The organism is Antarctobacter aquimaris, from assembly GCF_900184945.1.
Classification (GTDB): domain Bacteria; phylum Pseudomonadota; class Alphaproteobacteria; order Rhodobacterales; family Rhodobacteraceae; genus Maliponia; species Maliponia aquimaris.
On the sequence record NZ_FXYF01000020.1, the window covers coordinates 37,820 to 58,011 of the forward strand.

Consider the following 20,192-nt stretch of genomic DNA (forward strand, 5'->3'; position numbering starts at 1 on the left):
TGCTCCGGTGCCTGCCTTGCGTGGCGGGCGCCGGAAGTTGGGTATTTTTTTCAGAGAAGAAGCAGGGGGCGCGCGCAGAACTTCGGGCGTGCGCGAGGGGACGGAATGAAGATCTGCATTTTCGGCGCCGGCGCCATCGGCGGCTACATGGGTGTCAAGCTGGCGCAGGCGGGGGCCGAGGTGAGCCTGGTGGCGCGCGGCCCGCACCTCAAGGCGATGAAGGAACACGGCCTGCGCCTGATCGAGGAAGACGGCGAGGTGACGGTGCCGGTGACGGCGGCCGAGGATCCCGCCGAACTGGGCCCGCAGGACTATGTCATCGTCACGCTCAAGGCGCATTCGGTGCCGCCGGTGGTGCCGAAAATGGCGCCGCTGATCGGTGAGCACACCACCATCGTCAGCGGCGTGAACGGCGTGCCGTGGTGGTATTTCCACAAGATTGGCGGCCCTCTGGAGGGCACGCGGCTGGCCTCGGTCGATCCGGGCGATGCGCAGTGGAACGGCTTTGGCCCCGACCGGGTGCTGGGCTGCGTGGTCTACCCGGCGGCCGAAGTGACCGAACCGGGAGTGATCAAGCACATCGAGGGAAACCGTTTCTCGCTGGGCGAGCCGGACGGGTCGAAGTCCGAGCGCGCCGTGGCGCTGAGCCAGGCGCTGAGCGCGGCCGGGCTGAAGGCGCCGGTGCGGCCGCGCCTGCGGGACGAGATCTGGGTCAAGCTCTGGGGCAACCTTTCGTTCAACCCGATCTCGGCCTTGACGCATGCGACGCTGGACGTGCTGTGCACCGACCCGGGCACGCGGGCGGTGGCGCGCGGCATGATGCTGGAGGCGCAGGAGATCGCGGAAAAGCTGGGGGTCAAGTTCCCGATCGACGTGGAAAAGCGGATCGACGGCGGGGCGGCGGTCGGCGCGCACCGCACGTCGATGTGGCAGGACCTCGACATGGGCCGGCCGATGGAGATCGACGCGCTGGTGGGTTCGGTGCAGGAGCTGGGCCGGCTGACGGAGACGCCGACGCCGACGATTGACACGGTGCTGGCGCTGGTGACGCTGCGGGCCCGAATGGCGGGGCTGTACCATGGCTGAGAACGCGCGGCCGCGGGTGCTGGTGACGCGGCGCTGGCCCGCGGCGGTGGAAGACAAGCTGTCCGAGCTTTACGACGCGGAGTTCAACAGCGAAGACGTGCCGATGACGGTCGAGGATTTCCGCGCCGCGCTGGTGGCCTTCGACGCGGTTCTGCCGACGGTGACCGACCGGATGGGGCCGGAGGTCTTTGACGGGCTGGTGCCGCGTACGAAGATCCTGGGCAACTACGGCGTCGGGTTCAGCCACATCGACACAGCGGCCGCATCGCGGCTGGGGATCGTGGTCACCAACACGCCCGACGTGCTGAGTGACTGCACCGCCGACATCGCCATGACGCTGTTGCTGATGGTGGCGCGGCGCGCGGGCGAGGGCGAGCGCGAGTTGCGCGCCGGCGCGTGGACCGGCTGGCGGCCGACGCACCTGGTGGGGACCAAGGTCACGGGCAAGGTGCTGGGCATCGTCGGCTTTGGCCGCATCGGGCAGGAGATGGCGCGGCGTGCGCATCATGGTTTTGGCATGACGATCCTGGTGCAGAACCGCTCCAAAGTGGCGCAGGAGGTGCTGGACCAGGTCGGCGCGGTGCAGGTGGACAGCGTCGAGGCGCTGATGGAGGCGTCGGATTTCGTGTCGCTGCATTGCCCTGGCGGGGCGGCCAACCGCCACCTGGTCAATGCCGACAGGCTGGCGCGGATGAAGCCGGGAGGTTTCCTGATCAACACAGCGCGGGGCGAGGTTGTGGATGAGGCGGCCCTGGCCGCGGCCCTGACCGAGGGGCGGATCGGCGGCGCGGGGCTGGACGTGTTCGACGGCGAACCGCGCGTGGCGCCCGAGTTGATGGCGGCGCCGAACCTGGTGATGCTGCCGCATCTGGGCAGCGCGACGCGTGAAACGCGCGAGGCCATGGGGTTTCGCGTGCTGGACAACCTCGCGGCCTTCTTTGCCGGGGAGGCGCCGCCCGACCGGGTGGCCTGAGCGGGGATGCGCGGGCGGTGGGGTGAAACCCCACCCTACGGCAGGGTGTCGAGGGCGATCTTGCGGCCCTCGGCGGCGGAGGCGTAGACAGCCTGCTCGATGTCGATCACCGGCAGGTAGGCGCGGGCGGTGTTCTCGGGTTCTGTGCCGCCGTGCAGGCAGGCGACGACGTGGCTTTGCAGGGCATGGACACAGTCGCCGCCAAAGGTGCCGCTGCGGTCCGGCGGCAGGATCGTCTCCGAGGTCAGCGCGCCGAAGCGGCGCAGGTGCAGCGCGCCGTCGCCGGTCAGGGTGATGGTGCCCTGCGTGCCTTCGGCGAGCGCCTCGCCCATGGTGCAGCGGGTGTTCTCGGCAGCATGGTCGAGATGGCGGTTGCCGTCGAACAGCGCGCGCGCGCCGCTGGCGAAATCGAACAGGATCACGCCGGCATCCTCGCCCGCGATGACCGGGTTCAGGCGGCGCAGGTCGGCATAGACGGCTGTCGGCGGCCCAAGCAGGTAGCGAAAACTGTCGATCCAGTGCACCGCCGTCTCATGCACCAGGAAACGCGGCATCTGCTGGAAATAGGGTTGGCGGTCGAGGTAGGCGCGTGGACCCTGGCCATCGCCGGGGCGCAGGCGAAACGTAACCTGCTGTACGGTTCCGATCTCACCCGCGTCGAGGCGGGTCTTCAGCGTCCTGTACCACGGCTGGAAGCGGAAATTCTCGTGGATCACCAGCAGGGCGCCGGCGGCTTCGGCCTCTTCGGTGAGGGCGCGTGCCTCCTCGGGCGAGGTGGCAAACGGTTTCTGGCAGATGATCGCGCGCACCCCTTCGCTCAGCGCGGTGCGGATCGCGGCGGCCTGCGCCACGGGGGGCAGGATCACGTCCAGCAGGTCCGGCCGTTCGGCGCGCAGCATCGTGGCGAGGTCGTCGTAGGCGGCGGCCCCGGTGGCGCGGGCCTTGTCGATGTCGCGGTCGCAGGCGGCGACCAGCATGGCCTCCGGGATGCGCCGCCAGGCGTCATAGTGGAACCGGCTGAAATAGCCCGCGCCCAGCCCGGCGACCCTGATCCGATCTGTTGCCATGCCATGCCTCCCGTCGTCTGTGCCTGAACCATAGACCGGGGCGCGCGGGCTGCCTACAGTGACGGCAGACAGGGCCAGTGGGAGGGCGCAGGGATGTTCGCGGTGGTGGTCAGTTTCGAAATCAAACCCGAGGTGCGAGAGGCTTTCCTGGACCTGATCCGGCAGAACGCCCATGCCTCCGTGCGGGATGAGCCGGGCTGCCGGCAGTTCGACGTCTGCGCCGATCCGGCGCGCCCGACAGAGGTTTTTCTCTACGAGATCTACGACGACGCGGCCGCCTTCGAGGTGCATATGACCACCCCTCATTTCATCGACTTCGACCGGGCGAGCGCGCCGCTGGTGGCGTCAAAGTCGGTGATGACCTACGGCGAGGTGTACCGATGAGTACGTGGGAAGTGCACGCCGTCCGCTACGCCGACCGCGCGGCGCGGCGGCGCAAGGACAGCTTCATCTTTGACGACAACCACGATGTGCCGCACCCGATGGACTATTTCATCTGGCTGCTGCGGCGCGGGGCCGAGGTGATCCTGGTGGACACCGGCTATGACGTCGAGGAGGGCAGGGCGCGGTCGCGGCCGATCCGGCTGGACCCGGTCGAGGCGCTGCGCCCGCTGGGCATCGCGCCCGAGGCGGTGACGCAGCTGATCGTCACGCATCTGCATTACGACCACGCGGGCGGGCTGCACCTGTTTCCCAACGCCACGCTGCACATGCAGGCCGCCGAGATGGCCTATGCCACCGGCCCCTGCATGTGCCACGACACGCTGCGCATGCCCTTTACCGCCGCGCATGTCTGCGAGGCGGTAAAGCGGCTCTATTCCGGCAAGGTGGTGTTTCACGATGGCGACGCCGAGATCGCCGAGGGCGTGACGGTGCACAAGGTCGGCGGGCATTCCCGCGGCCTTCAGGCGGTGCGGGTGCGCACGCAGGCGGGCTGGATGGTGCTGGCCTCGGACGCGACGCATTACTACGAGAATTTCTGGCTGCGCAAACCCTTTCCCATCGTGGTCGACCTTCAGGACATGCTGGACGGCTTTGGCCTGCTGGAACGGCTGGCCTCGCGGCGCGAACTGGTGGTGCCGGGGCACGATCCGCTGGTGCGGCGGCTGTTCCCGGCGGGGGTGACCGGGCACATCACCCGGCTGGACCCCGGCCCGCAGGAGGCGATCACGCCTGCGCTGTTCGGGCCGTGAGACGCTTTGACATCCTGACGAGGCGACGCGGAGGGCGGCCTCGCAGGAAAGATAGAAAATCGCTCAGGGCGGGGGCGGGTGGCTTGCCCGGGGACGCGGGCGCGCGGCATATCGCGGGGGACCGCGCGGGCGAAGGCCGCGCCGCGACGGCCCTTTTTCGGGAGAGAGACATGACACTTGGATTTGCCATCCTGGGCGCCGGCCGCATCGGCCAGGCCCATGCCCGCGCGATTTCGTCCACGCCGGGGGCGCGGTTCGTCGCGCTGGCCGAGCCGTTCCAGAAGGCGGCCGACGACATGGCCGCGCGCTACGGCTGCGCGCTGCGCAGCATCGACGAGATCGCCGCCAGCGACGACATCGACGCCGTCGCCATCTGCACACCGACCGACACCCATGCCGACCTGATCGAGAAATTCGCCAAGGCGGGCAAGGCGATCTTTTGCGAAAAGCCGGTCGACCTGTCGGCCGAACGCGTCCGGCAGGCGCTGAAGACGGTCGAGGCGACCGGGGCCAAGCTGATGGTCGGCTTCAACCGCCGCTTTGACCCGGACTTCATGTCGGTCAAGGCCGCGATCGACGAAGGCCACATCGGCAAGGTCGAGATGGTGGTCATCACCTCGCGCGACCCCGGCCCGCCGCCGGCCGCCTACATCAAGGTTTCGGGCGGGATCTTTCGCGACATGACCATCCACGACTTCGACATGGCCCGCTGGCTGCTGGGCGAAGAGCCGGTGACCGTCATGGCGCAGGGCTCGGTCCTGGTGGACCCCGAGATCGGCGCGCTGGGCGACTATGACAGCGTCAATGTCATCCTGAAGACCGCCAGCGGCAAGCAGGCGGTCATCACCAACTCGCGCCGCGCCACCTATGGCTATGACCAGCGGATCGAGGTGCATGGCTCGGACGGCATGGCCGCCGCCGCCAACCGGCACGAAAGCACGGTCGAAGTCTCGGGCGGCAAGGGCTATACCCGTCCGCCGCTGCTGAACTTCTTCATGGATCGTTACGCCGCCGCCTACGCCAACGAGATCGCCGCCTTCGTCAAGGCGGTCAACACCGGCGGCGCGCTGCCGACCACCGGGCTGGACGGGCTCAAGGCGCTGGAACTGGCCGACGCGGCGCTGGAATCGGCACGGACCGGCAAGGCCGTCACGCTGGCCTGAGACGGCGGGCGCGCCTCACGACACGCGCGCCCCCATCTCCGGATTTTGTTTCCTTGTGGAAGGGTTCTGGACAAGGTGTCTGGAACCTGCTCCCATGTCCGGGCCGGTTGCGGGCGATGGAAAAAACCGTGCCGCCATTCTAAAACCGACCGCGCGGGCGGGAAATATGTTGCGATATAGTGCAGGTCGTGCAATTTTCTGCAAAAGCCCGGCGCGCGCGGGCTGCATTCTGGAGGGGAGGTCAGAATGGAGATTCGCACAGGGGCTTTGGGCAGTGTGGCGGTGCACCGTGCCGCAGCAGCCCGGCACGTCCCGCAAGACGCCGCGCGGCGGCTGGCCCCGGGCCTGCAACCCGTCGATGCGGAGAACAGGCCAATGCCCGCGATACCCCATGCTGTCGATCGCCGCGCGCAGTGCGCCGTCCGTGACGGGCGCCGTCCGATGCCGCTCGATCCGAGATAACCGCCCCGCACGCGACCGCGACCGGGGCGCAACAAGGTCATCCAGGGAGGAACCACACCATGACCACACGCAGAACCCTTCTGGGCATTGCCGGGGCCGCGATGGCCGCGATGATGACCACCACCGCCGCCATGGCGCAGGAGGTCACGCTGACCCTGCACCAGTTCCTGCCGGCGCAGGCCAACGTGCCCAAGCACGTCCTCGACGTCTGGGCGGACAAGGTCGAAGCCGACTCCGAGGGACGCATCAAGATCGAGCGCTATCCCTCGATGCAGCTGGGTGGCACCCCGCCCGAGCTGATCGACCAGGCCATCGACGGCATCGCCGACGTGGTGTGGACGGTGGTGGGCTACACGCCCGGCCGCTTCCCCACGACGGAGGTCTTTGAACTGCCCTTCATGGTGTCGGACGCCCGCGCGGCCTCTTACGCCTACTGGAAGATGTTCGACGAGCACATGAAGGACGGCGAATTCGCCGATGTCCACATCATCGGCACCTGGGTTCATGGACCGGGCATGTTCCATACCAACAAGCCGGTGAGCCGTCCTTCCGACCTGGAAGGCATGAAGATCCGCGGCGGATCCCGCCTCGTGAACGAACTGCTGACCCGCGTCGGCGCCGAGCCGATCGGCATGCCGGTGCCCGCGATCCCCGAGGCGCTGTCCAAGGGCGTGATCGACGGCACGACCATCCCGTGGGAGGTCACGACCGCGCTGAAGGTGCCGGAACTTGTGTCGAACCACACCGAGTTCGACGGTCCCGCGCTGTACAACCTGACCTTTGTGCTGGCCATGAACAAGGACCGCTACGACAGCCTGCCGGACGACCTGCGCAAGGTGATCGACGACAACTCGGGGCAGGCCTTCTCGATCTTCGCGGGCGGCACGCAGGCGGATTATGATGCCCCGGCGCGCCAGGTCGCGGTGGACCGTGGCAACAACATCGTCACCGTGTCCGAGGAGGACGCCGCCGAGTGGGGCGAGATCGTGCAGCCGATCTACGAGACCTGGATCGCCGACATGCAGTCCAAGGGCATCGACGGCCAGGCGCTGATCGACGAGGCCAAGGCGCTGATGGCGGAATACACGCCGGACATGGACACCTTTGCCAAGTAAGGCTGGGAACCGGGGGCCGCGCGGCACGGCGCGGCCCCTTTCTGCACAGCAGAGGGGACGGCGGCGATGATGGCTTTGCACCGCATCGTTTTCAACGTGGCGCGCCTGACGGCGCTGATCGGCGGGCTGGTGCTGCTGGCGCTGATCCTGATCACCTGCCTGTCGATCCTGGGCCGCGCCGCCAACTCGGCGCTGCACGCGATGGTGGCGGCGGGCTTTCTGCCCGGACTGGCGCAGGGGGTGCTGGATGCGGGCCTGGGGGCGGTGCGCGGCGACTACGAACTGGTCGAGGCCGGCATGGCCTTTGCGATCTTCGCCTTCCTGCCGTTCTGCCAGGTGACCATGGGTCATGCCTCGGTCGATGTCTTCACCAACCGCCTGCCACGCCGGGTCAACCAGTTTCTCGACGTGCTGATCGCGCTGGCCATGGCCGTGGCGATGGTGGTGATCGCGGTGCAGCTGAACGAGGGGATGGCGCGCAAGATGCCCAACGGCTTTGGCGCGGTGCAGACCTCGCTGCTGCTGGAGTTCCCGGTCTGGTGGGCCTACGCGGCCAGCCTGTTCGGCGCGGTACTGGCGGCGGCGGTCAGCATCTACATGGTGATCCTGCGGCTGTATGAATTCCTGACCGGGCGCCTTGTCGCGCCGAACGCGCTGGGAGCGAACCATTGAGCAACCTCGAAATCGGCATCTGGTCGTTTCCCGCGCTCTTGCTGCTGATCTTCCTGCGGGTGCCGATTGGCCTGGCGATGTTCGGCACCGGTTTCCTGGGCTTCTACTTTGTCATGGGCAGCACGCGGCTGCCGCTGGCGCAGCTCAAGGACCTGACCTATTCGACCTTTTCGAACTACTCGCTGTCGATCGTGCCGATGTTCCTGCTGATGGGCTATTTCGCCACGCTGGGCGGCATGAGCCAGTCGCTGTTCAAGGCCGCCGAAAGCTGGCTGGGCCACCGGCGCGGCGGGGTGGCCATGGCCGCCATCGGCGCCTGCGCCGGGTTCGGCGCGATCTGCGGCTCGTCGCTGGCGACGGCGGCCACCATGAGCCGCGTCGCCCTGCCGGAGCTCAAGCGCTACGGCTACGCGGGCGGGTTTTCCACCGCCACGCTGGCGGCGGGCGGCACGCTGGGCATCCTGATCCCGCCCTCGGTCGTGCTGGTGATCTATGCCATCCTGACCGAACAGAACATCGCCAAGCTGTTCCTCGCGGCCTTCATCCCCGGCATCATCGCCGCCATCGGCTACATGATCGCCATCTCGATCTATGTCCGGGTGCACCCCGGCGCCGCCGGCGTGCGCGAACCCGTGCCCATGGCCGGCCGCCTGCGCGCGCTGGTTGACGTCTGGCCAGTGCTGCTGGTGTTCGTGGCAGTGGTGGGCGGCATCTACGGCGGCATCTTTACCCCGACCGAAGGGGCTGCGGTGGGGGCGCTGGGCACCGGGATCATCGCGCTGGTCAGCGGCGGACTGACCTTTCGCACCCTGCTGGACAGCTTTGCCGACACCGCGCGGTCCTCGGCGATGATCTTCTTCATCGTCTTCGGCGCGGCCTTCTACAACCTGTTCCTGGCCCGCACGCAGGTGCCGCAGCAGCTGTCGGCCTGGGTGGTCGAGCTCGGCCTGGCGCCGATTGCCGTGCTGGCGGTGATCCTGGTGATCTACCTGCTGCTGGGCTGCTTCATGGACAGCCTGTCGATGATCCTGCTGACGATCCCGATCTTCTTTCCGGTGATCTCGGCGCTGGATTTCGGCCTGTCGCCGGAACACGTGGCGATCTGGTTCGGCATCCTGGTGCTGATCGTGGTCGAGGTCGGGCTGATCACGCCGCCGGTGGGGATGAACCTGTTCGTGATCAACGCGATGGACCCGGAGACACCGATGGGCGAGACGTATCGCGCGGTGCTGTATTATGTCGCGTCGGACCTGGTGCGGGTGGTGCTGCTGGTGGCCTTTCCGGCGATCACATTGTTTCTGATACCGGGTTAAAGGGGGCGCTGCCCCCCTGTCGACCTGCGGTCGACTCCCCCCGGGAGTATTTGGACAGAGAAGAAACCCGGCCTGACGGGGAGGAGAGAAACATGGACATCACGGGGCTCGTGGCGGTGGTTTCGGGGGGCGCGAGCGGTCTGGGGGCGGCGACGGCGCGGCGGCTGGCGTCCGAGGGCGCGCGCGTGGGCATCCTCGATTTCGACGGTGAGCGCGCCGCGGCGGTGGCCGCGGAAATCGGCGGCCACGCGGTCAGGACGGATGTGGGCGACGAGGCATCGGTCGCGGCGGCCATGGCCGAGATCGTGGAGCGGCTGGGCCCGCCGCGTGTGGCGGTCAGCTGCGCCGGCATCGGCCTGGCCGCGCGGATCGTCGGGCGCGACGGGGCGCTGTCGACCGGCCTGTTCGAAAAGACCATTCGGGTGAACCTGATGGGCACCTATTTCGTCATGTCCCACGCCGCGCGCGAGATGATGGCGCTGGACCCGCTGGAAACCGGTGAGCGCGGGGTGATCGTCAACACCGCCTCCATCGCCTGGCAGGACGGGCAGGTGGGGCAGGCGGCCTATGCGGCCTCCAAGGGCGCGATTGCCGCCATGTGCCTGCCCGCCGCGCGCGAGATGGCGAAACAGGGTGTACGGGTCATGGCGATCGCGCCGGGGCTGTTCAACACGCCGATGATGGAGGGGCTGCCGGAGGAAACGACCGCCGGGATCGTCGCCAACATCCCCTTTCCGCACCGGCTGGGCGATCCGGCGGAATATGCGCAGATGGTCAGCCAGATCGTCGCCAACCCCTATCTCAACGGCACCACCATCCGCCTGGACGCGGCGGTGCGCCTGCCGCAGCGCTGAGGGCGGGTCATGACCGCGTACCGCCGACACGCCGTCCACCGCGAGGACCGTGCCGACGGCAGCATCCTGCTGCGCTCGGGCCACGAGATGAGCGCGCCCGCGCGCTGTACCGGCGACTGGCTGGAGCATTGGGCGGATGCCACGCCGGACGCGGTCTTTCTGGCAGAACGCTCGGGCGCGGGCTGGCGCGAGGTGCGCTACGCCGAGGCGCGCGAGATCGTGCGCCTGCTGGCGGCGGCGCTGCTGGAACGGGGGCTGGGACCGCAAACGCCGATCCTGATCCTGTCGGGCAACGGGGTGGATCATGGGATTCTGACGTTGGCGGCGCAGCATGTCGGCGTGCCCACGGTGCCGCTGGCCGAGCAATACGCGCTGATCCCCGGCGCCTGGCCGCAGCTGGAGCATTGCGCGCGGCTGGTGCGCCCGGGACTGGTCTTTGCCGACGACGGCGCGCGCTTTGCGGCGGCCCTTGGCCATGACCTCTTTGACGGGGTCGAAAGGGTGGTGGCGCGCAACGCGCAACCGGGGCAGACGCCGCTGGACCAGTTGCTGATGCGCTCGGACGCGGCGGCGGTGGCCACGGTCTTTGCCGCGGTCGGGCCGGAGACGGTGGCGAAATACCTGATGACCTCGGGGTCGACCTCGCACCCCAAGGCGGTGATCACGACGCAGGGCATGATGTGCGCCAACCAGGCGCAGATCGCCGACGCGCTGCCGTTCCTGAAGGTCCGGCCGCCGCGCATCGTCGACTGGCTGCCGTGGAACCATGTCTTTGGCGGGTCGCACAACTTCAACATGATGCTCGCCAACGGCGGCGCGCTCTACATCGACGGCGGCAAGCCGATCCCGGCGAAGATTTCCGAGACCTTCGAGAACAACCGCCTGGTGAACGGCACGCTGGCCTTCAACGTGCCCGTGGGCTTTGCCATGCTGCGCGACGCCATGAAGAGCGACGTGGACCTGCGGCGGCGGTATTTCGAGGACCTCGACATGCTGTTCTACGCCGGCGCCTCGCTGCCGCAGGATGTCTGGGCCGATCTCGAGGACATGGCGCGCGAGGTGCGCGGCGCGGTGCCGCTGATGAATTCGTCCTGGGGCCTGACCGAGACCGCGCCCGCCTGCCTGATCCAGCACGAACCGACCACCATGTCGGGCATCATCGGCGTGCCGATGACCGGGGTCGAGGTCAAGCTGATCCCGGATGGTGAGATGCGCTGCGAGATCCGGGTGCGGGGGCCGAACGTCATGCCCGGCTACCTCGACGATCCCCAAAAGACGGCGGCGGCCTTCGATGACGAGGGGTTCTTTCTCACCGGGGACGCGGTGCGTTTTGTCGATCCTCAGGACCTGGCGAAGGGAATGCGCTTTGACGGGCGCATCTCGGAGGACTTCAAGCTGATGACCGGCACCTGGGTGCGGGCGGCCTCGCTGCGGCTGGAACTGCTGGCGGAACTGGCCCCCCTGGCGCAGGACATCGTGCTGTGCGGGGCGGACCGGGCAGAGATCGGGGTGCTGGTCTTTCCCGCACCGGCGGCGGTGTCGATGGGGACCGCGTCGGGGGGCGTGCTGGAGGGCCCGGCCCTGCGGGAGGCGCTGGCCGAACGGCTGCGCCTGCGGTCGGGGCACGGTTCCTCGACTCGGGTGGCACGGGCGCTGGTGCTGGCCGAACCGCCCTCGCTGGGTAATGGCGAAATAACCGCCAAGGGCAATCTCAACTACCGCAAGGTGCTGACGCGGCGGGCCGATCTGCTGGCGCGGCTTTACGCGGAGGACGATCCTGCGGTGATCCGGCCCTGAGCGGATTCTGCATTATAGTGCGCCATCAAGGGCTGGCGTGCGTGGCATCGTAAGCAAACTTGCGTCACGCGATGTTTTTTGCATGATAGTGCATGTCAGAGTCACCTTGGGCCATGAGCCCGGAAAGCCGGGCCGGGCAACGGCGGCGGGGGGCTCAAGCGTTCGGGGCGTCCCGGGCGAGGGGAGGAACCATGACGGACAACCAGAACGCCGCGCTCTACTTTGTCGATCGCCACCTGGGCGAAGGGCGCGGCGCCAAACCGGCCTTTCGCGAGGTGGCCGGCAAAAAGCGTACGGTGACGTACGGCGACCTGGCCGAGGGCAGCGACCGTGTCGCCGGGGCTCTGGCGCGGGCCGACATCCGGCCCGAGGAGCGGGTGGCCTGCATCGTTCTGGACCAGGTCGAGTATCCGCAGCTGTTCTGGGGCGCGCTCAAGGCGCATGTGGTGCCGATCGCGCTGAACACGCTGCTGACGACCGAGGCCTATGACTTCATCCTGCGCGACAGCCGGGCGGTCTGCCTGTTCGTCTCTGCCGAACTGCTCGATACGGTGCTGCCCGCCGCCAAGGACAGCGCCACCCTGCGCCGCATCGTGGTGATCGGCGGCGCCGCGCCGGAGGGGGCTCAGACCTGGGACGACTTCATGGCGGGGGTCGAGCCGCAGGGCGCGCGCCAGGTGGGCGAGGATGAATGCGCCTTCTGGCTCTATTCCTCCGGCTCGACCGGGTTGCCCAAGGGGGTGCGCCACGTCCACGGCGCGCTGCGGGCGACCGCGGACACCTACGGCGCGCAGGTGCTGGGCATCCGCGAGGACGACACCGTGTTCTCGGTGGCCAAGATCTTCTTTGCCTACGGTCTTGGCAACGCCATGACCTTTCCCCTGTCGGTGGGCGCGACCACGGTGCTGTTCAACGGCCGGCCGACGCCGGAGATCGCCGCGCGCATCATCGGTGAGGAACAGCCCACCATCTTTTGTGGGGTGCCGACGCTCTATGCCGCGACGGTGCATTGGCTGGAAAAGCACGGCGTGCCCGCGCATCGCCTGCGCTGCTGCATCTCCGCGGGCGAGGCGCTGCCCGAGGAGGTCGGCAACGCCTGGCGCCGGCTCTGGGGCGTCGACATCCTCGATGGTGTCGGGTCGACCGAGATGCTGCACATCTTCCTGTCGAACCGCCCCGGCGATGTGGTCTACGGCACCTCCGGCCTGCCGGTGCCGGGGTACGAGCTGCGCTGCGTCGACGAGGAGGGCCGGCAGATCGCCCCCGGCGGGGTGGGCGAACTCTTGGTGCGCGGCGCCTCGGCGGCGGATGGCTACTGGAACAAGCGGTCCAAGAGCCGCGCGACCTTCGAGGGCGAATGGACCCGCACCGGCGACAAGTACGAGATCACCGAGGCGGGCCGTTACGTCTACTGCGGGCGCACCGACGACATGTTCAAGGTGTCCGGCATCTGGGTGTCGCCCTTCGAGGTGGAGCAGGCGCTGATCGCGCATCCGGCGGTGCTGGAGGCGGCGGTGGTGCCCCGGCGCGATGCCGAGGGGCTGGAAAAGCCGCAGGCCTTTGTCGTGCTCAAGGAGGGTGGGAACGCCGAGGCGCTCAAGGCCGAGCTGAATGACTTCGTCAAGGCCAAGGTTGGGGCGTGGAAATACCCGCGCTGGATCGAGGTGGTCGAGGACCTGCCCAAGACGGCGACGGGCAAGATCCAGCGCTTCAAACTGCGGGAGACGGAGTGATGGACTGGTCGAACGGCGCAAAGGGCTTTGTGACGGCGGGCGGCAAGCGGCTGGAGGCGCAGTGCTTTGGCCCCGCGCCGGAAGACGCACCGACGATCGTGCTGCTGCACGAGGGGCTGGGATGCCTCGCGCTGTGGCGGGAATTCCCGCAGCGGCTGGCCGAGCTCACGGGCTGGGGCGTCTTCGTCTACTCGCGCGCGGGCTACGGACAGTCCGATCTGGACGAGCTGCCGCGCCCGCTGGACTACATGACGCGCGAGGCGGCCGAGGTGCTGCCGGAGGTGCTGGACGGTTTCGGTTTTCGGCGTGGCGTGTTGATGGGCCATTCCGACGGGGCGACCATCGCCGCGATCTACGGCGGCTCGATCCCCGATCACCGGGTGCGCGGGCTGATCCTGATGGCACCGCATGTCTTCACCGAGGATGTGGGGCTGGCGCAGATCGCCGCCGCCAGGGACGCTTTTGCCGGGGGCGCGTTGCGCGAGAAGATGGCGAAGTATCATCGCGACCCGGAACACACCTTTCGCGGCTGGAACGACGCCTGGCTCGACCCGGGGTTCAAGGCCTGGAACGTGGCCGACGTGATCGACTACCTGCGCGTGCCGGTGCTGGCGATCCAGGGGCGTCACGACGAATACGGCACGCTGGCGCAGATCGAGGAGATCGAGACACGCAGTTACGCCCCGGTCGACACGCTGATCCTGGATGACTGCCGCCACGCGCCGCAGATCGACCAGCCCGAGGCGGCCCTGGGCGCGGTACAGGAGTTCCTGGCGCGGCTGGAACGCATCGAGGCGGCCGGGATCGCGGCGGCCTGACCCCGGATGCTGGACCTTCCGCGCAACGCCTACCTGCCGGGACTGACCCCGCGCCCTGCCGAGGGGGCCTATGACGCGCTCAAGGCGGTCCGTGATCCGCTGCCCGACAGCCCCGCCTGGCACGCCGGTCTGCGGTTCTTCGAGGCCGGGTACTACTGGGAGGCGCACGAGGTCTGGGAGGTCGTCTGGATGACCGCGCGCGCCAATTCGGCCGAGCGCGCGCTGGTGCAGGGCATGATCCAGCTGGCCAACGCCGGGCTGAAACGGCGGATGGGGCGCGAAAGGGCGGCGCTGCGGCTGGACACCCTGGCCGGGGCGATTCTGGCCGAGGCGCTGGCGCGCGGTGGGGCCGAGGTGATGCGCCTCACGCCCGAGGGCATCGCGGCGGCGCAACGGGCGGTACAAGATCAAGAGTTGCATTATAATGCATAAATGGTTTGCGCAGAGCTTTCGGAAAGTCCCCGAAATACACCTTCCTCATGTACTTTTAGGTCGAAATAGGATAGACCTGCATTTCGTGAGCATTATAATGCAGTCACGCGGGGGAGACAGGACGCCATGACCAAACGCATCGATTTCCAGGTGGACCCTTCCGGCTATCGCCACTGGCGGATCGACTACGATGGTCCGGTGGCCAATCTCTACATGGACGTGGACGAGAACGGCGGCCTGTTCGACGGCTACCTGCTCAAGATGAATTCCTACGACCTGGGCGTCGACATCGAACTGGCCGACGTGGTGCAGCGGATGCGCTTTGAACACCCCGAGGTGAAGGTGGTGGTGATGCAGTCCGGCAAGGACCGCATCTTTTGCGCCGGGGCCAACATCCGGATGCTGGGCGGCGCCGCGCACAGCCACAAGGTCAACTTCTGCAAGTTCACCAACGAGACACGCAACACCTTCGAGGCGGCCGAGGAAGACTCGGGCCAGAAATACATCGCCGCGATCAAGGGCTCCTGCGCCGGTGGCGGCTATGAGCTGGCGCTGGCCTGCAACCACATCATGCTGACCGACGACAGCACCTCGAACGTGGCGCTGCCCGAGGTGCCGCTGCTGGCGGTGCTGCCGGGCACCGGCGGGCTGACCCGCGTGACGGACAAGCGCAAGGTGCGGCGCGACCTTGCCGACGTCTTCTGCTCGACTGAGGAAGGCGTGCGCGGCAAGCGCGCCGTCGACTGGCGGCTGGTGGACGAGGTGGTGCCGAACTCCAAGTTCGACGAGACGGCGCAGGCGCGCGCCCGCGAATTCGCCGCCGCGTCGACGAAACCGGACGTGGCACAGGGGATCACCCTGACGCCACTGGACCGGACCTTTCACGAGGATGGCTCGGTCACCTATTCGACGCTGGAGGTGGTGGCTGACCGTAAGGCGCGCACGGTGACTTTGACGCTGAAGGGTCCGGAAGAGGACGCGCCCTCCGACATGGCGGCTTTCACCGCGCAGGGCGCGCGGGCCTGGATGCTGCGCCTCGCGCGCGAGCTGGACGACGCCATCCTGCACCTGCGCCTGAACGAGCCGGAGCTGGGCCTGATGGTGTTCCGCGCGCAGGGCGATCCGGAGGTGCTGGCCGGACACGAGCAGTTGCTGATGGACAACGCCGGGCACTGGCTGGCTGCCGAGGTGCTGCAATACTGGAAGCGGGTGCTGAAGCGGATCGACGTCACCTCGCGCAGCATGGTGGCGCTGGTCGAGCATGGGTCGTGCTTTGCCGGCATCTTGGCCGAGATCCTGTTCGCCGTGGACCGCAGCTACATGATGGAAGACGAATTCGAGGGCGACAACCGGCCGATGGCCACGGTCACGCTGAGCGCCGCGAACTTCGGACCGATGAAGATGGCCAACGGGCTGACCCGGCTGGAGACGCGGTTCCTGGGCGATGCCGAGGCGCTGGAGAACGCCCGCGAAAAGGTGGGCGAGGCGCTGGAGGCCGAGGCCGCCGAGGAGGCGGGCCTGGTGACCATGATCCTCGACGACATCGACTGGGAGGACGAGATCCGCATCTTTCTCGAGGAACGCGCCAGCTTCAGCCCGGACGCCATGACCGGGATGGAGGCCAACCTGCGCTTTGCCGGTCCAGAGACGATGGAGACGCGGATATTCGGCCGGCTGACCGCCTGGCAGAACTGGATCTTCAACCGCCCCAACGCGGTGGGCAAGGACGGCGCGCTGCAACGCTACGGCACCGGTGTGCGCGGCGATTACAGCATGGAGCGCGTGTAGGACACGACACGGAGCGCGTTAAAGGCGCGCGGCACGGTGGGTTGAAAACCCACCCTACGGGTCTCGGCGCCGCCGGTCCTGAACGCAGATGTAGGGTGGGTTTCCAACCCACCGCCCAAGGAGGAAACCCGATGCCCGACCTGATCAACGTCAGCTACGACACCCAGATCCCCAACAACGTGGGCCTGTCGTCGGACAAGAAGGTGCTCAAGGCGCTGGAGCGCTGGCACCCCGGCTACATCAACTGGTGGAACGACCTGATCCCGCGGAATTTCCAGGAATCGATGGTCTACCTGCGCACCGCCGTGTCGGTGGACCCCAAGGGCTGGGCCAAGTTCGACTACGTCAAGATGCCGGAATACCGCTGGGGCGTGCTGCTGGCGCCGCAGGTCGAGGACCGGCGCATCCCCTGCGGCGAACACGCCGGCCAGCCGGCCTGGCAGGAGGTTCCCGGCGAATATCGCAACCTGATGAAGCGCCTGATCGTCATCCAGGGCGACACCGAGCCGGGCTCGGTCGAGCAGCAGCGTTATTTGGGCCTGACCGCGCCGTCGCTCTACGACATGCGCAACCTGTTCCAGGTCAACGTCGAGGAGGGCCGCCACCTCTGGGCAATGGTCTACCTGCTGTTCAAGTACTTCGGCAAGGATGGCCGCGAAGAGGCGGATGACCTCTTGCGCCGTTCGTCGGGCAGCGAGGAGGCGCCGCGCATGCTGGGCGCCTTCAACGAGGAGACGCCGGACTGGCTGTCGTTCTTCATGTTCACCTATTTCACCGACCGCGACGGCAAGATGCAGCTGGAGAGCCTGGCCCAGTCGGGCTTTGACCCGCTCAGCCGCACCTGCCGTTTCATGCTGACCGAGGAAGCGCACCACATGTTCGTGGGTGAGACTGGCGTGGGCCGCACCATCCAGGCGACCTGCGAGGCGATGGTCAAGGCGGGCATTTCCGACCCCACCGACATCGACAAGATCCGCAACCTGGGCGTGATCGACCTGCCGACCATCCAGAAAAAGCTGAACCTGCACTACACCCTGTCGCTGGACCTGTTCGGGCAGGAGGTGTCGACCAATGCCGCCAATGCCTTCAACGCGGGGATCAAGGGCCGCTACATGGAGACCCGGATCGACGACGACCACCGCCTGACCGGCGACACCTACAAGGTGCTGGACATCGTCGACGGCAAGCTGGTCGAACTGGAGGTGCCGGCGCTGACCGCGATCAACATGCGGCTGCGCGATGACTACATCCGCGACGCCTCTGGCGGGGTCGGCCGTTGGAACAAGCTGATCGAGAAGGCCGGCGTGCAGTTCGAGCTGAAGCTGCCGCACCAGGCCTTCAACCGCAAGATCGGCGTGTTTTCCGGCAAGAACTTTGACCCCGAGGGCAATCTCGTGTCGGGGGACGACTATGACAAGGGCCTGCCCAACTGGCTGCCGACCCATGCCGACGGCGATTTCATCCAGTCGCTGATGAAGCCCTGCTTCGAGCCCGGAAAATACGCCAGCTGGATCGCGCCGCCCAAGGTGGGGATCGACAACAAGCCGGGCGACTTCGAATACGTCAAGCTGCACATGGCCTGATCTGCGGACCGGGCAGCGGGGCGGATTTCTTTTGCCACCCCGCCCGCTTCTTGATCCAGAACAAGGCCACGCCCCGGGATGCCTCTAAGATCTACCGCCGACTCTTCTATTGCGAACAGGAAGATCCGACATGAAAACCGACCGACTGATTGGCCACGCGCCCCGGAGCCGGAGCTTTGGCGAGAAGTATCTTGCCACCGGCCCCTGCATCGGCTGCAAGGGCTGCACCGGGCTGTGCCAGGCCCTGATCGACGCGCTGGTCATCCCCGAGATGGTGCTTGGCCGCGGCGACTGATCGCCGCGCATCCCCTTGATGACAAGGACAAAAAGACGGGGCCGGCAATGGCACCCGCGCGGAGGGAGACGCCTTGACCACGCCGCTCAAACAGCACCTGATCGACCCGGAAATCTGCATCCGCTGCTACACTTGCGAGATGACCTGCCCGATCCAGGCGATCACCCATAACGACGACAACGTCGTGGTGGACGCCGAGATCTGCAATTTCTGCATGGACTGCATCCCGGTCTGCCCGACCGGCTCGATCGACGAATGGCGCGTGGTCGCCACGCCCTATAGCCTGGACGAGCAATTCGGCTGGGACGAGCTGCCCGCGCAGGAAGACCTGGGAGAGGGCGCCTCGGGCGACAGCGGGATCGAGGCGCTGGACGATGCTGTGGCCGCCCTGCTGGCCGAGGCGCACGCCGGGGTGGGCGGCAAGTCGGTCGCCCCCAAGAGCGCCTCCAAGCCCTCGGTCAACCTCTACAATCTGGCAAAGCCCGCCAAGGCCACCGTTCAGGGCAACTATCGCCTGACCAGGGATCCGGATCACGATGTCCGCCACATCATCCTGGATTTCGGAGGTCAGCCGATGCCGGTGCTGGAGGGGCAGTCGATCGGGATCATCCCGCCGGGCACCGATGCCGAGGGCAAGCCGCACCTGCCGCGGCTCTACTCCGTCTCCAGCCCGCGCGACGGCGAGCGGCCGAATTACAACAACGTCTCCCTGACGGTCAAACGCGAGGCGGGCGGGCTGTGTTCCAACTACGTCTGCGACCTGAAACCGGGCGACGAGGTGCAGGTGACCGGCCCGTTTGGGGCAACGTTCCTGATGCCGGACGACCCCGAGGCGCGGCTGTTGATGATCTGCACCGGCACCGGCTCTGCGCCGATGCGCGCCTTTACCATGCGGCGTGGCCGCAGCGTCGGTGCGCGGTCGGGCGGGATGGTGATGTTCTTTGGCGCGCGCGCGCCGGAGTCGCTGCCCTATTTCGGCCCGCTCAAGAAGGTGCCCGCCGCGGTGCTGGAACAGCACCTGGTCTATTCGCGCGCGGGCGCGGCCAAGGAATACGTGCAGGACCGGATGCTGATCGAGGAAGAGCGCGTGGCCGAGCTGCTGACCGATCCCCGGACGCACATCTATGTCTGCGGTCTGCGCGGCATGGAGGAGGGGGTCGAGAGCGCCTTTACCTCGATCGCCGAGAGCATCGGCGAGTCCTGGCCCGCGCTGCGTGACGTCATGCGCGGCGAGGGGCGGTATCACGTGGAAACCTACTGAGCCTCTGCCAGGCGGAGTGCCCCGTGGCGCCTGTCGCGGAGGGGTATTTTTACAGAGAAGAAACCAGGGGCGCGCGCTGGCGTCCCGACCGGCAGCGAGGCGCGGCATGAGCAGTCCCTACACGCATGAGATCCGCGTCACCTGGGGCGACTGCGACCCGGCGCAGATCGTCTATACCGCGCGCATCCCCTGCTTTGCGCTGGATGCCATCAACGCCTGGTGGGAGGACAGGCTGGGGCAGGGCTGGTATCAGCTGGAACTGGACCGGGGGCTGGGCACGCCCTTTGTCCACATGAGCCTGGATTTTCGCCACCCCATCACGCCGCGCCATCGGCTGCTGTGCCGGGTCTGGCCGGCGCGGCTGGGCGAGACCTCGATCGATTTCCGCGTCGACGGCGAGCAGGGCGGCAAGACCTGTTTCGAGGGGCGCTTTACCTGCGTCTTTGTCGAGGCGGCGGGTTTCGCCAAGACCGCGCCGCCGCCCGACATCCGCGATCTTGTGCAGGCGCATCTGCCGAGGGATGCAGAAAAGCGCAGCTAGGGGCGCCGCGCGCCTGCCTTGCGCGTTGCTTTCCGCCGCCGGGGCG

The 20,192-nt window shown here is 67.5% G+C and carries 19 protein-coding genes; 18 read left to right on the forward strand and 1 reads right to left on the reverse strand.

Annotated elements, in window-relative coordinates:
• Positions 1-105 precede the first annotated feature (105 nt).
• Together MAA8898_RS23005 and MAA8898_RS23010 are read left to right on the forward strand one after the other, a co-directional pair.
• The gene (locus tag MAA8898_RS23005; RefSeq protein ID WP_094023372.1) at positions 106-1,086 is read left to right on the forward strand and encodes a 2-dehydropantoate 2-reductase; all 981 of its coding nucleotides are present in this window, start codon (positions 106-108) and stop codon (positions 1,084-1,086) included.
• On the forward strand, positions 1,079-2,059 hold the full coding sequence (locus MAA8898_RS23010) for a 2-hydroxyacid dehydrogenase (protein WP_094023373.1): 981 nt from the start codon (positions 1,079-1,081) through the stop codon (positions 2,057-2,059). The genes MAA8898_RS23005 and MAA8898_RS23010 overlap by 8 nt, the downstream gene beginning before the upstream one ends.
• A 35-nt stretch (positions 2,060-2,094) precedes the next feature.
• Here the strand turns inward: MAA8898_RS23010 and MAA8898_RS23015 are convergent, their stop codons facing one another.
• On the reverse strand, positions 2,095-3,126 hold the full coding sequence (locus tag MAA8898_RS23015; protein ID WP_094023374.1) for a Gfo/Idh/MocA family protein: 1,032 nt from the start codon (positions 3,124-3,126) through the stop codon (positions 2,095-2,097).
• Positions 3,127-3,219: 93 nt separating this feature from the next.
• Between MAA8898_RS23015 and MAA8898_RS23020 the strand changes: the two genes are divergently transcribed.
• The 16 genes from MAA8898_RS23020 to MAA8898_RS23090 all read left to right on the forward strand — a co-directional run bounded on the left by MAA8898_RS23020 (position 3,220) and on the right by MAA8898_RS23090 (position 20,146).
• A complete protein-coding gene (locus MAA8898_RS23020) occupies positions 3,220-3,510 on the forward strand; it encodes a putative quinol monooxygenase (protein WP_094023375.1) in 291 nt (96 codons plus the stop codon).
• A complete protein-coding gene (locus tag MAA8898_RS23025; RefSeq protein ID WP_094023376.1) occupies positions 3,507-4,319 on the forward strand; it encodes an N-acyl homoserine lactonase family protein in 813 nt (270 codons plus the stop codon). The genes MAA8898_RS23020 and MAA8898_RS23025 overlap by 4 nt, the downstream gene beginning before the upstream one ends.
• A 170-nt stretch (positions 4,320-4,489) precedes the next feature.
• Complete coding sequence (iolG, locus tag MAA8898_RS23030; RefSeq protein WP_094023399.1) at positions 4,490-5,482, forward strand: inositol 2-dehydrogenase; 993 nt, start codon at positions 4,490-4,492, stop codon at positions 5,480-5,482.
• 521 nt (positions 5,483-6,003) lie between these two features.
• Entirely contained in the window at positions 6,004-7,059 is a 1,056-nt protein-coding gene (locus MAA8898_RS23035) for a TRAP transporter substrate-binding protein (RefSeq protein WP_094023377.1), read from the forward strand.
• A 66-nt stretch (positions 7,060-7,125) separates the two neighbouring features.
• A complete protein-coding gene (locus MAA8898_RS23040) occupies positions 7,126-7,731 on the forward strand; it encodes a TRAP transporter small permease (RefSeq protein ID WP_176445293.1) in 606 nt (201 codons plus the stop codon).
• Entirely contained in the window at positions 7,728-9,044 is a 1,317-nt protein-coding gene (locus MAA8898_RS23045) for a TRAP transporter large permease (RefSeq protein ID WP_094023378.1), read from the forward strand. The genes MAA8898_RS23040 and MAA8898_RS23045 overlap by 4 nt, the downstream gene beginning before the upstream one ends.
• Before the next feature lie 92 nt (positions 9,045-9,136).
• The gene (locus MAA8898_RS23050; RefSeq protein ID WP_094023379.1) at positions 9,137-9,898 is read left to right on the forward strand and encodes an SDR family NAD(P)-dependent oxidoreductase; all 762 of its coding nucleotides are present in this window, start codon (positions 9,137-9,139) and stop codon (positions 9,896-9,898) included.
• Between the two features lie 9 nt (positions 9,899-9,907).
• The gene (locus tag MAA8898_RS23055; protein WP_094023380.1) at positions 9,908-11,695 is read left to right on the forward strand and encodes a feruloyl-CoA synthase; all 1,788 of its coding nucleotides are present in this window, start codon (positions 9,908-9,910) and stop codon (positions 11,693-11,695) included.
• A gap of 191 nt (positions 11,696-11,886) precedes the next feature.
• A complete protein-coding gene (locus tag MAA8898_RS23060) occupies positions 11,887-13,428 on the forward strand; it encodes a benzoate-CoA ligase family protein (protein ID WP_094023381.1) in 1,542 nt (513 codons plus the stop codon).
• A complete protein-coding gene (locus MAA8898_RS23065; RefSeq protein ID WP_094023382.1) occupies positions 13,428-14,246 on the forward strand; it encodes an alpha/beta fold hydrolase in 819 nt (272 codons plus the stop codon). The genes MAA8898_RS23060 and MAA8898_RS23065 overlap by 1 nt, the downstream gene beginning before the upstream one ends.
• Positions 14,247-14,252: 6 nt before the next feature.
• Positions 14,253-14,678, forward strand: coding sequence for a DUF309 domain-containing protein (locus tag MAA8898_RS23070; protein ID WP_094023383.1), 426 nt, complete (start codon positions 14,253-14,255; stop codon positions 14,676-14,678).
• Between the two features lie 126 nt (positions 14,679-14,804).
• A complete protein-coding gene (gene boxC, locus MAA8898_RS23075) occupies positions 14,805-16,466 on the forward strand; it encodes a 2,3-epoxybenzoyl-CoA dihydrolase (RefSeq protein ID WP_094023384.1) in 1,662 nt (553 codons plus the stop codon).
• Positions 16,467-16,597: 131 nt separating this feature from the next.
• Entirely contained in the window at positions 16,598-18,049 is a 1,452-nt protein-coding gene (gene boxB / locus MAA8898_RS23080) for a benzoyl-CoA 2,3-epoxidase subunit BoxB (RefSeq protein WP_094023385.1), read from the forward strand.
• Positions 18,050-18,179: 130 nt separating this feature from the next.
• On the forward strand, positions 18,180-18,344 hold the full coding sequence (locus tag MAA8898_RS26440; protein WP_176445294.1) for a hypothetical protein: 165 nt from the start codon (positions 18,180-18,182) through the stop codon (positions 18,342-18,344).
• Between the two features lie 73 nt (positions 18,345-18,417).
• The gene (gene boxA / locus MAA8898_RS23085) at positions 18,418-19,605 is read left to right on the forward strand and encodes a benzoyl-CoA 2,3-epoxidase subunit BoxA (protein ID WP_094023386.1); all 1,188 of its coding nucleotides are present in this window, start codon (positions 18,418-18,420) and stop codon (positions 19,603-19,605) included.
• 106 nt (positions 19,606-19,711) lie between these two features.
• Positions 19,712-20,146, forward strand: coding sequence for an acyl-CoA thioesterase (locus tag MAA8898_RS23090; RefSeq protein ID WP_094023387.1), 435 nt, complete (start codon positions 19,712-19,714; stop codon positions 20,144-20,146).
• The last annotated feature ends 46 nt before the right edge of the window (positions 20,147-20,192 follow it).

What these genes read in the sequence shown, in the direction of transcription:
- MAA8898_RS23005 (WP_094023372.1), top strand. Translation starts at nt 106, where the DNA reads ATGAAGATCTGCATTTTCGGCGCCGGCGCCATCGGCGGCTACATGGGT.
- MAA8898_RS23010 (WP_094023373.1), top strand. Translation starts at nt 1,079, where the DNA reads ATGGCTGAGAACGCGCGGCCGCGGGTGCTGGTGACGCGGCGCTGGCCC.
- MAA8898_RS23015 (WP_094023374.1), bottom strand. Translation starts at nt 3,126, where the DNA reads ATGGCAACAGATCGGATCAGGGTCGCCGGGCTGGGCGCGGGCTATTTC.
- MAA8898_RS23020 (WP_094023375.1), top strand. Translation starts at nt 3,220, where the DNA reads ATGTTCGCGGTGGTGGTCAGTTTCGAAATCAAACCCGAGGTGCGAGAG.
- MAA8898_RS23025 (WP_094023376.1), top strand. Translation starts at nt 3,507, where the DNA reads ATGAGTACGTGGGAAGTGCACGCCGTCCGCTACGCCGACCGCGCGGCG.
- iolG (WP_094023399.1), top strand. Translation starts at nt 4,490, where the DNA reads ATGACACTTGGATTTGCCATCCTGGGCGCCGGCCGCATCGGCCAGGCC.
- MAA8898_RS23035 (WP_094023377.1), top strand. Translation starts at nt 6,004, where the DNA reads ATGACCACACGCAGAACCCTTCTGGGCATTGCCGGGGCCGCGATGGCC.
- MAA8898_RS23040 (WP_176445293.1), top strand. Translation starts at nt 7,126, where the DNA reads ATGATGGCTTTGCACCGCATCGTTTTCAACGTGGCGCGCCTGACGGCG.
- MAA8898_RS23050 (WP_094023379.1), top strand. Translation starts at nt 9,137, where the DNA reads ATGGACATCACGGGGCTCGTGGCGGTGGTTTCGGGGGGCGCGAGCGGT.
- MAA8898_RS23055 (WP_094023380.1), top strand. Translation starts at nt 9,908, where the DNA reads ATGACCGCGTACCGCCGACACGCCGTCCACCGCGAGGACCGTGCCGAC.
- MAA8898_RS23060 (WP_094023381.1), top strand. Translation starts at nt 11,887, where the DNA reads ATGACGGACAACCAGAACGCCGCGCTCTACTTTGTCGATCGCCACCTG.
- MAA8898_RS23065 (WP_094023382.1), top strand. Translation starts at nt 13,428, where the DNA reads ATGGACTGGTCGAACGGCGCAAAGGGCTTTGTGACGGCGGGCGGCAAG.
- MAA8898_RS23070 (WP_094023383.1), top strand. Translation starts at nt 14,253, where the DNA reads ATGCTGGACCTTCCGCGCAACGCCTACCTGCCGGGACTGACCCCGCGC.
- boxC (WP_094023384.1), top strand. Translation starts at nt 14,805, where the DNA reads ATGACCAAACGCATCGATTTCCAGGTGGACCCTTCCGGCTATCGCCAC.
- boxB (WP_094023385.1), top strand. Translation starts at nt 16,598, where the DNA reads ATGCCCGACCTGATCAACGTCAGCTACGACACCCAGATCCCCAACAAC.
- MAA8898_RS26440 (WP_176445294.1), top strand. Translation starts at nt 18,180, where the DNA reads ATGAAAACCGACCGACTGATTGGCCACGCGCCCCGGAGCCGGAGCTTT.
- MAA8898_RS23090 (WP_094023387.1), top strand. Translation starts at nt 19,712, where the DNA reads ATGAGCAGTCCCTACACGCATGAGATCCGCGTCACCTGGGGCGACTGC.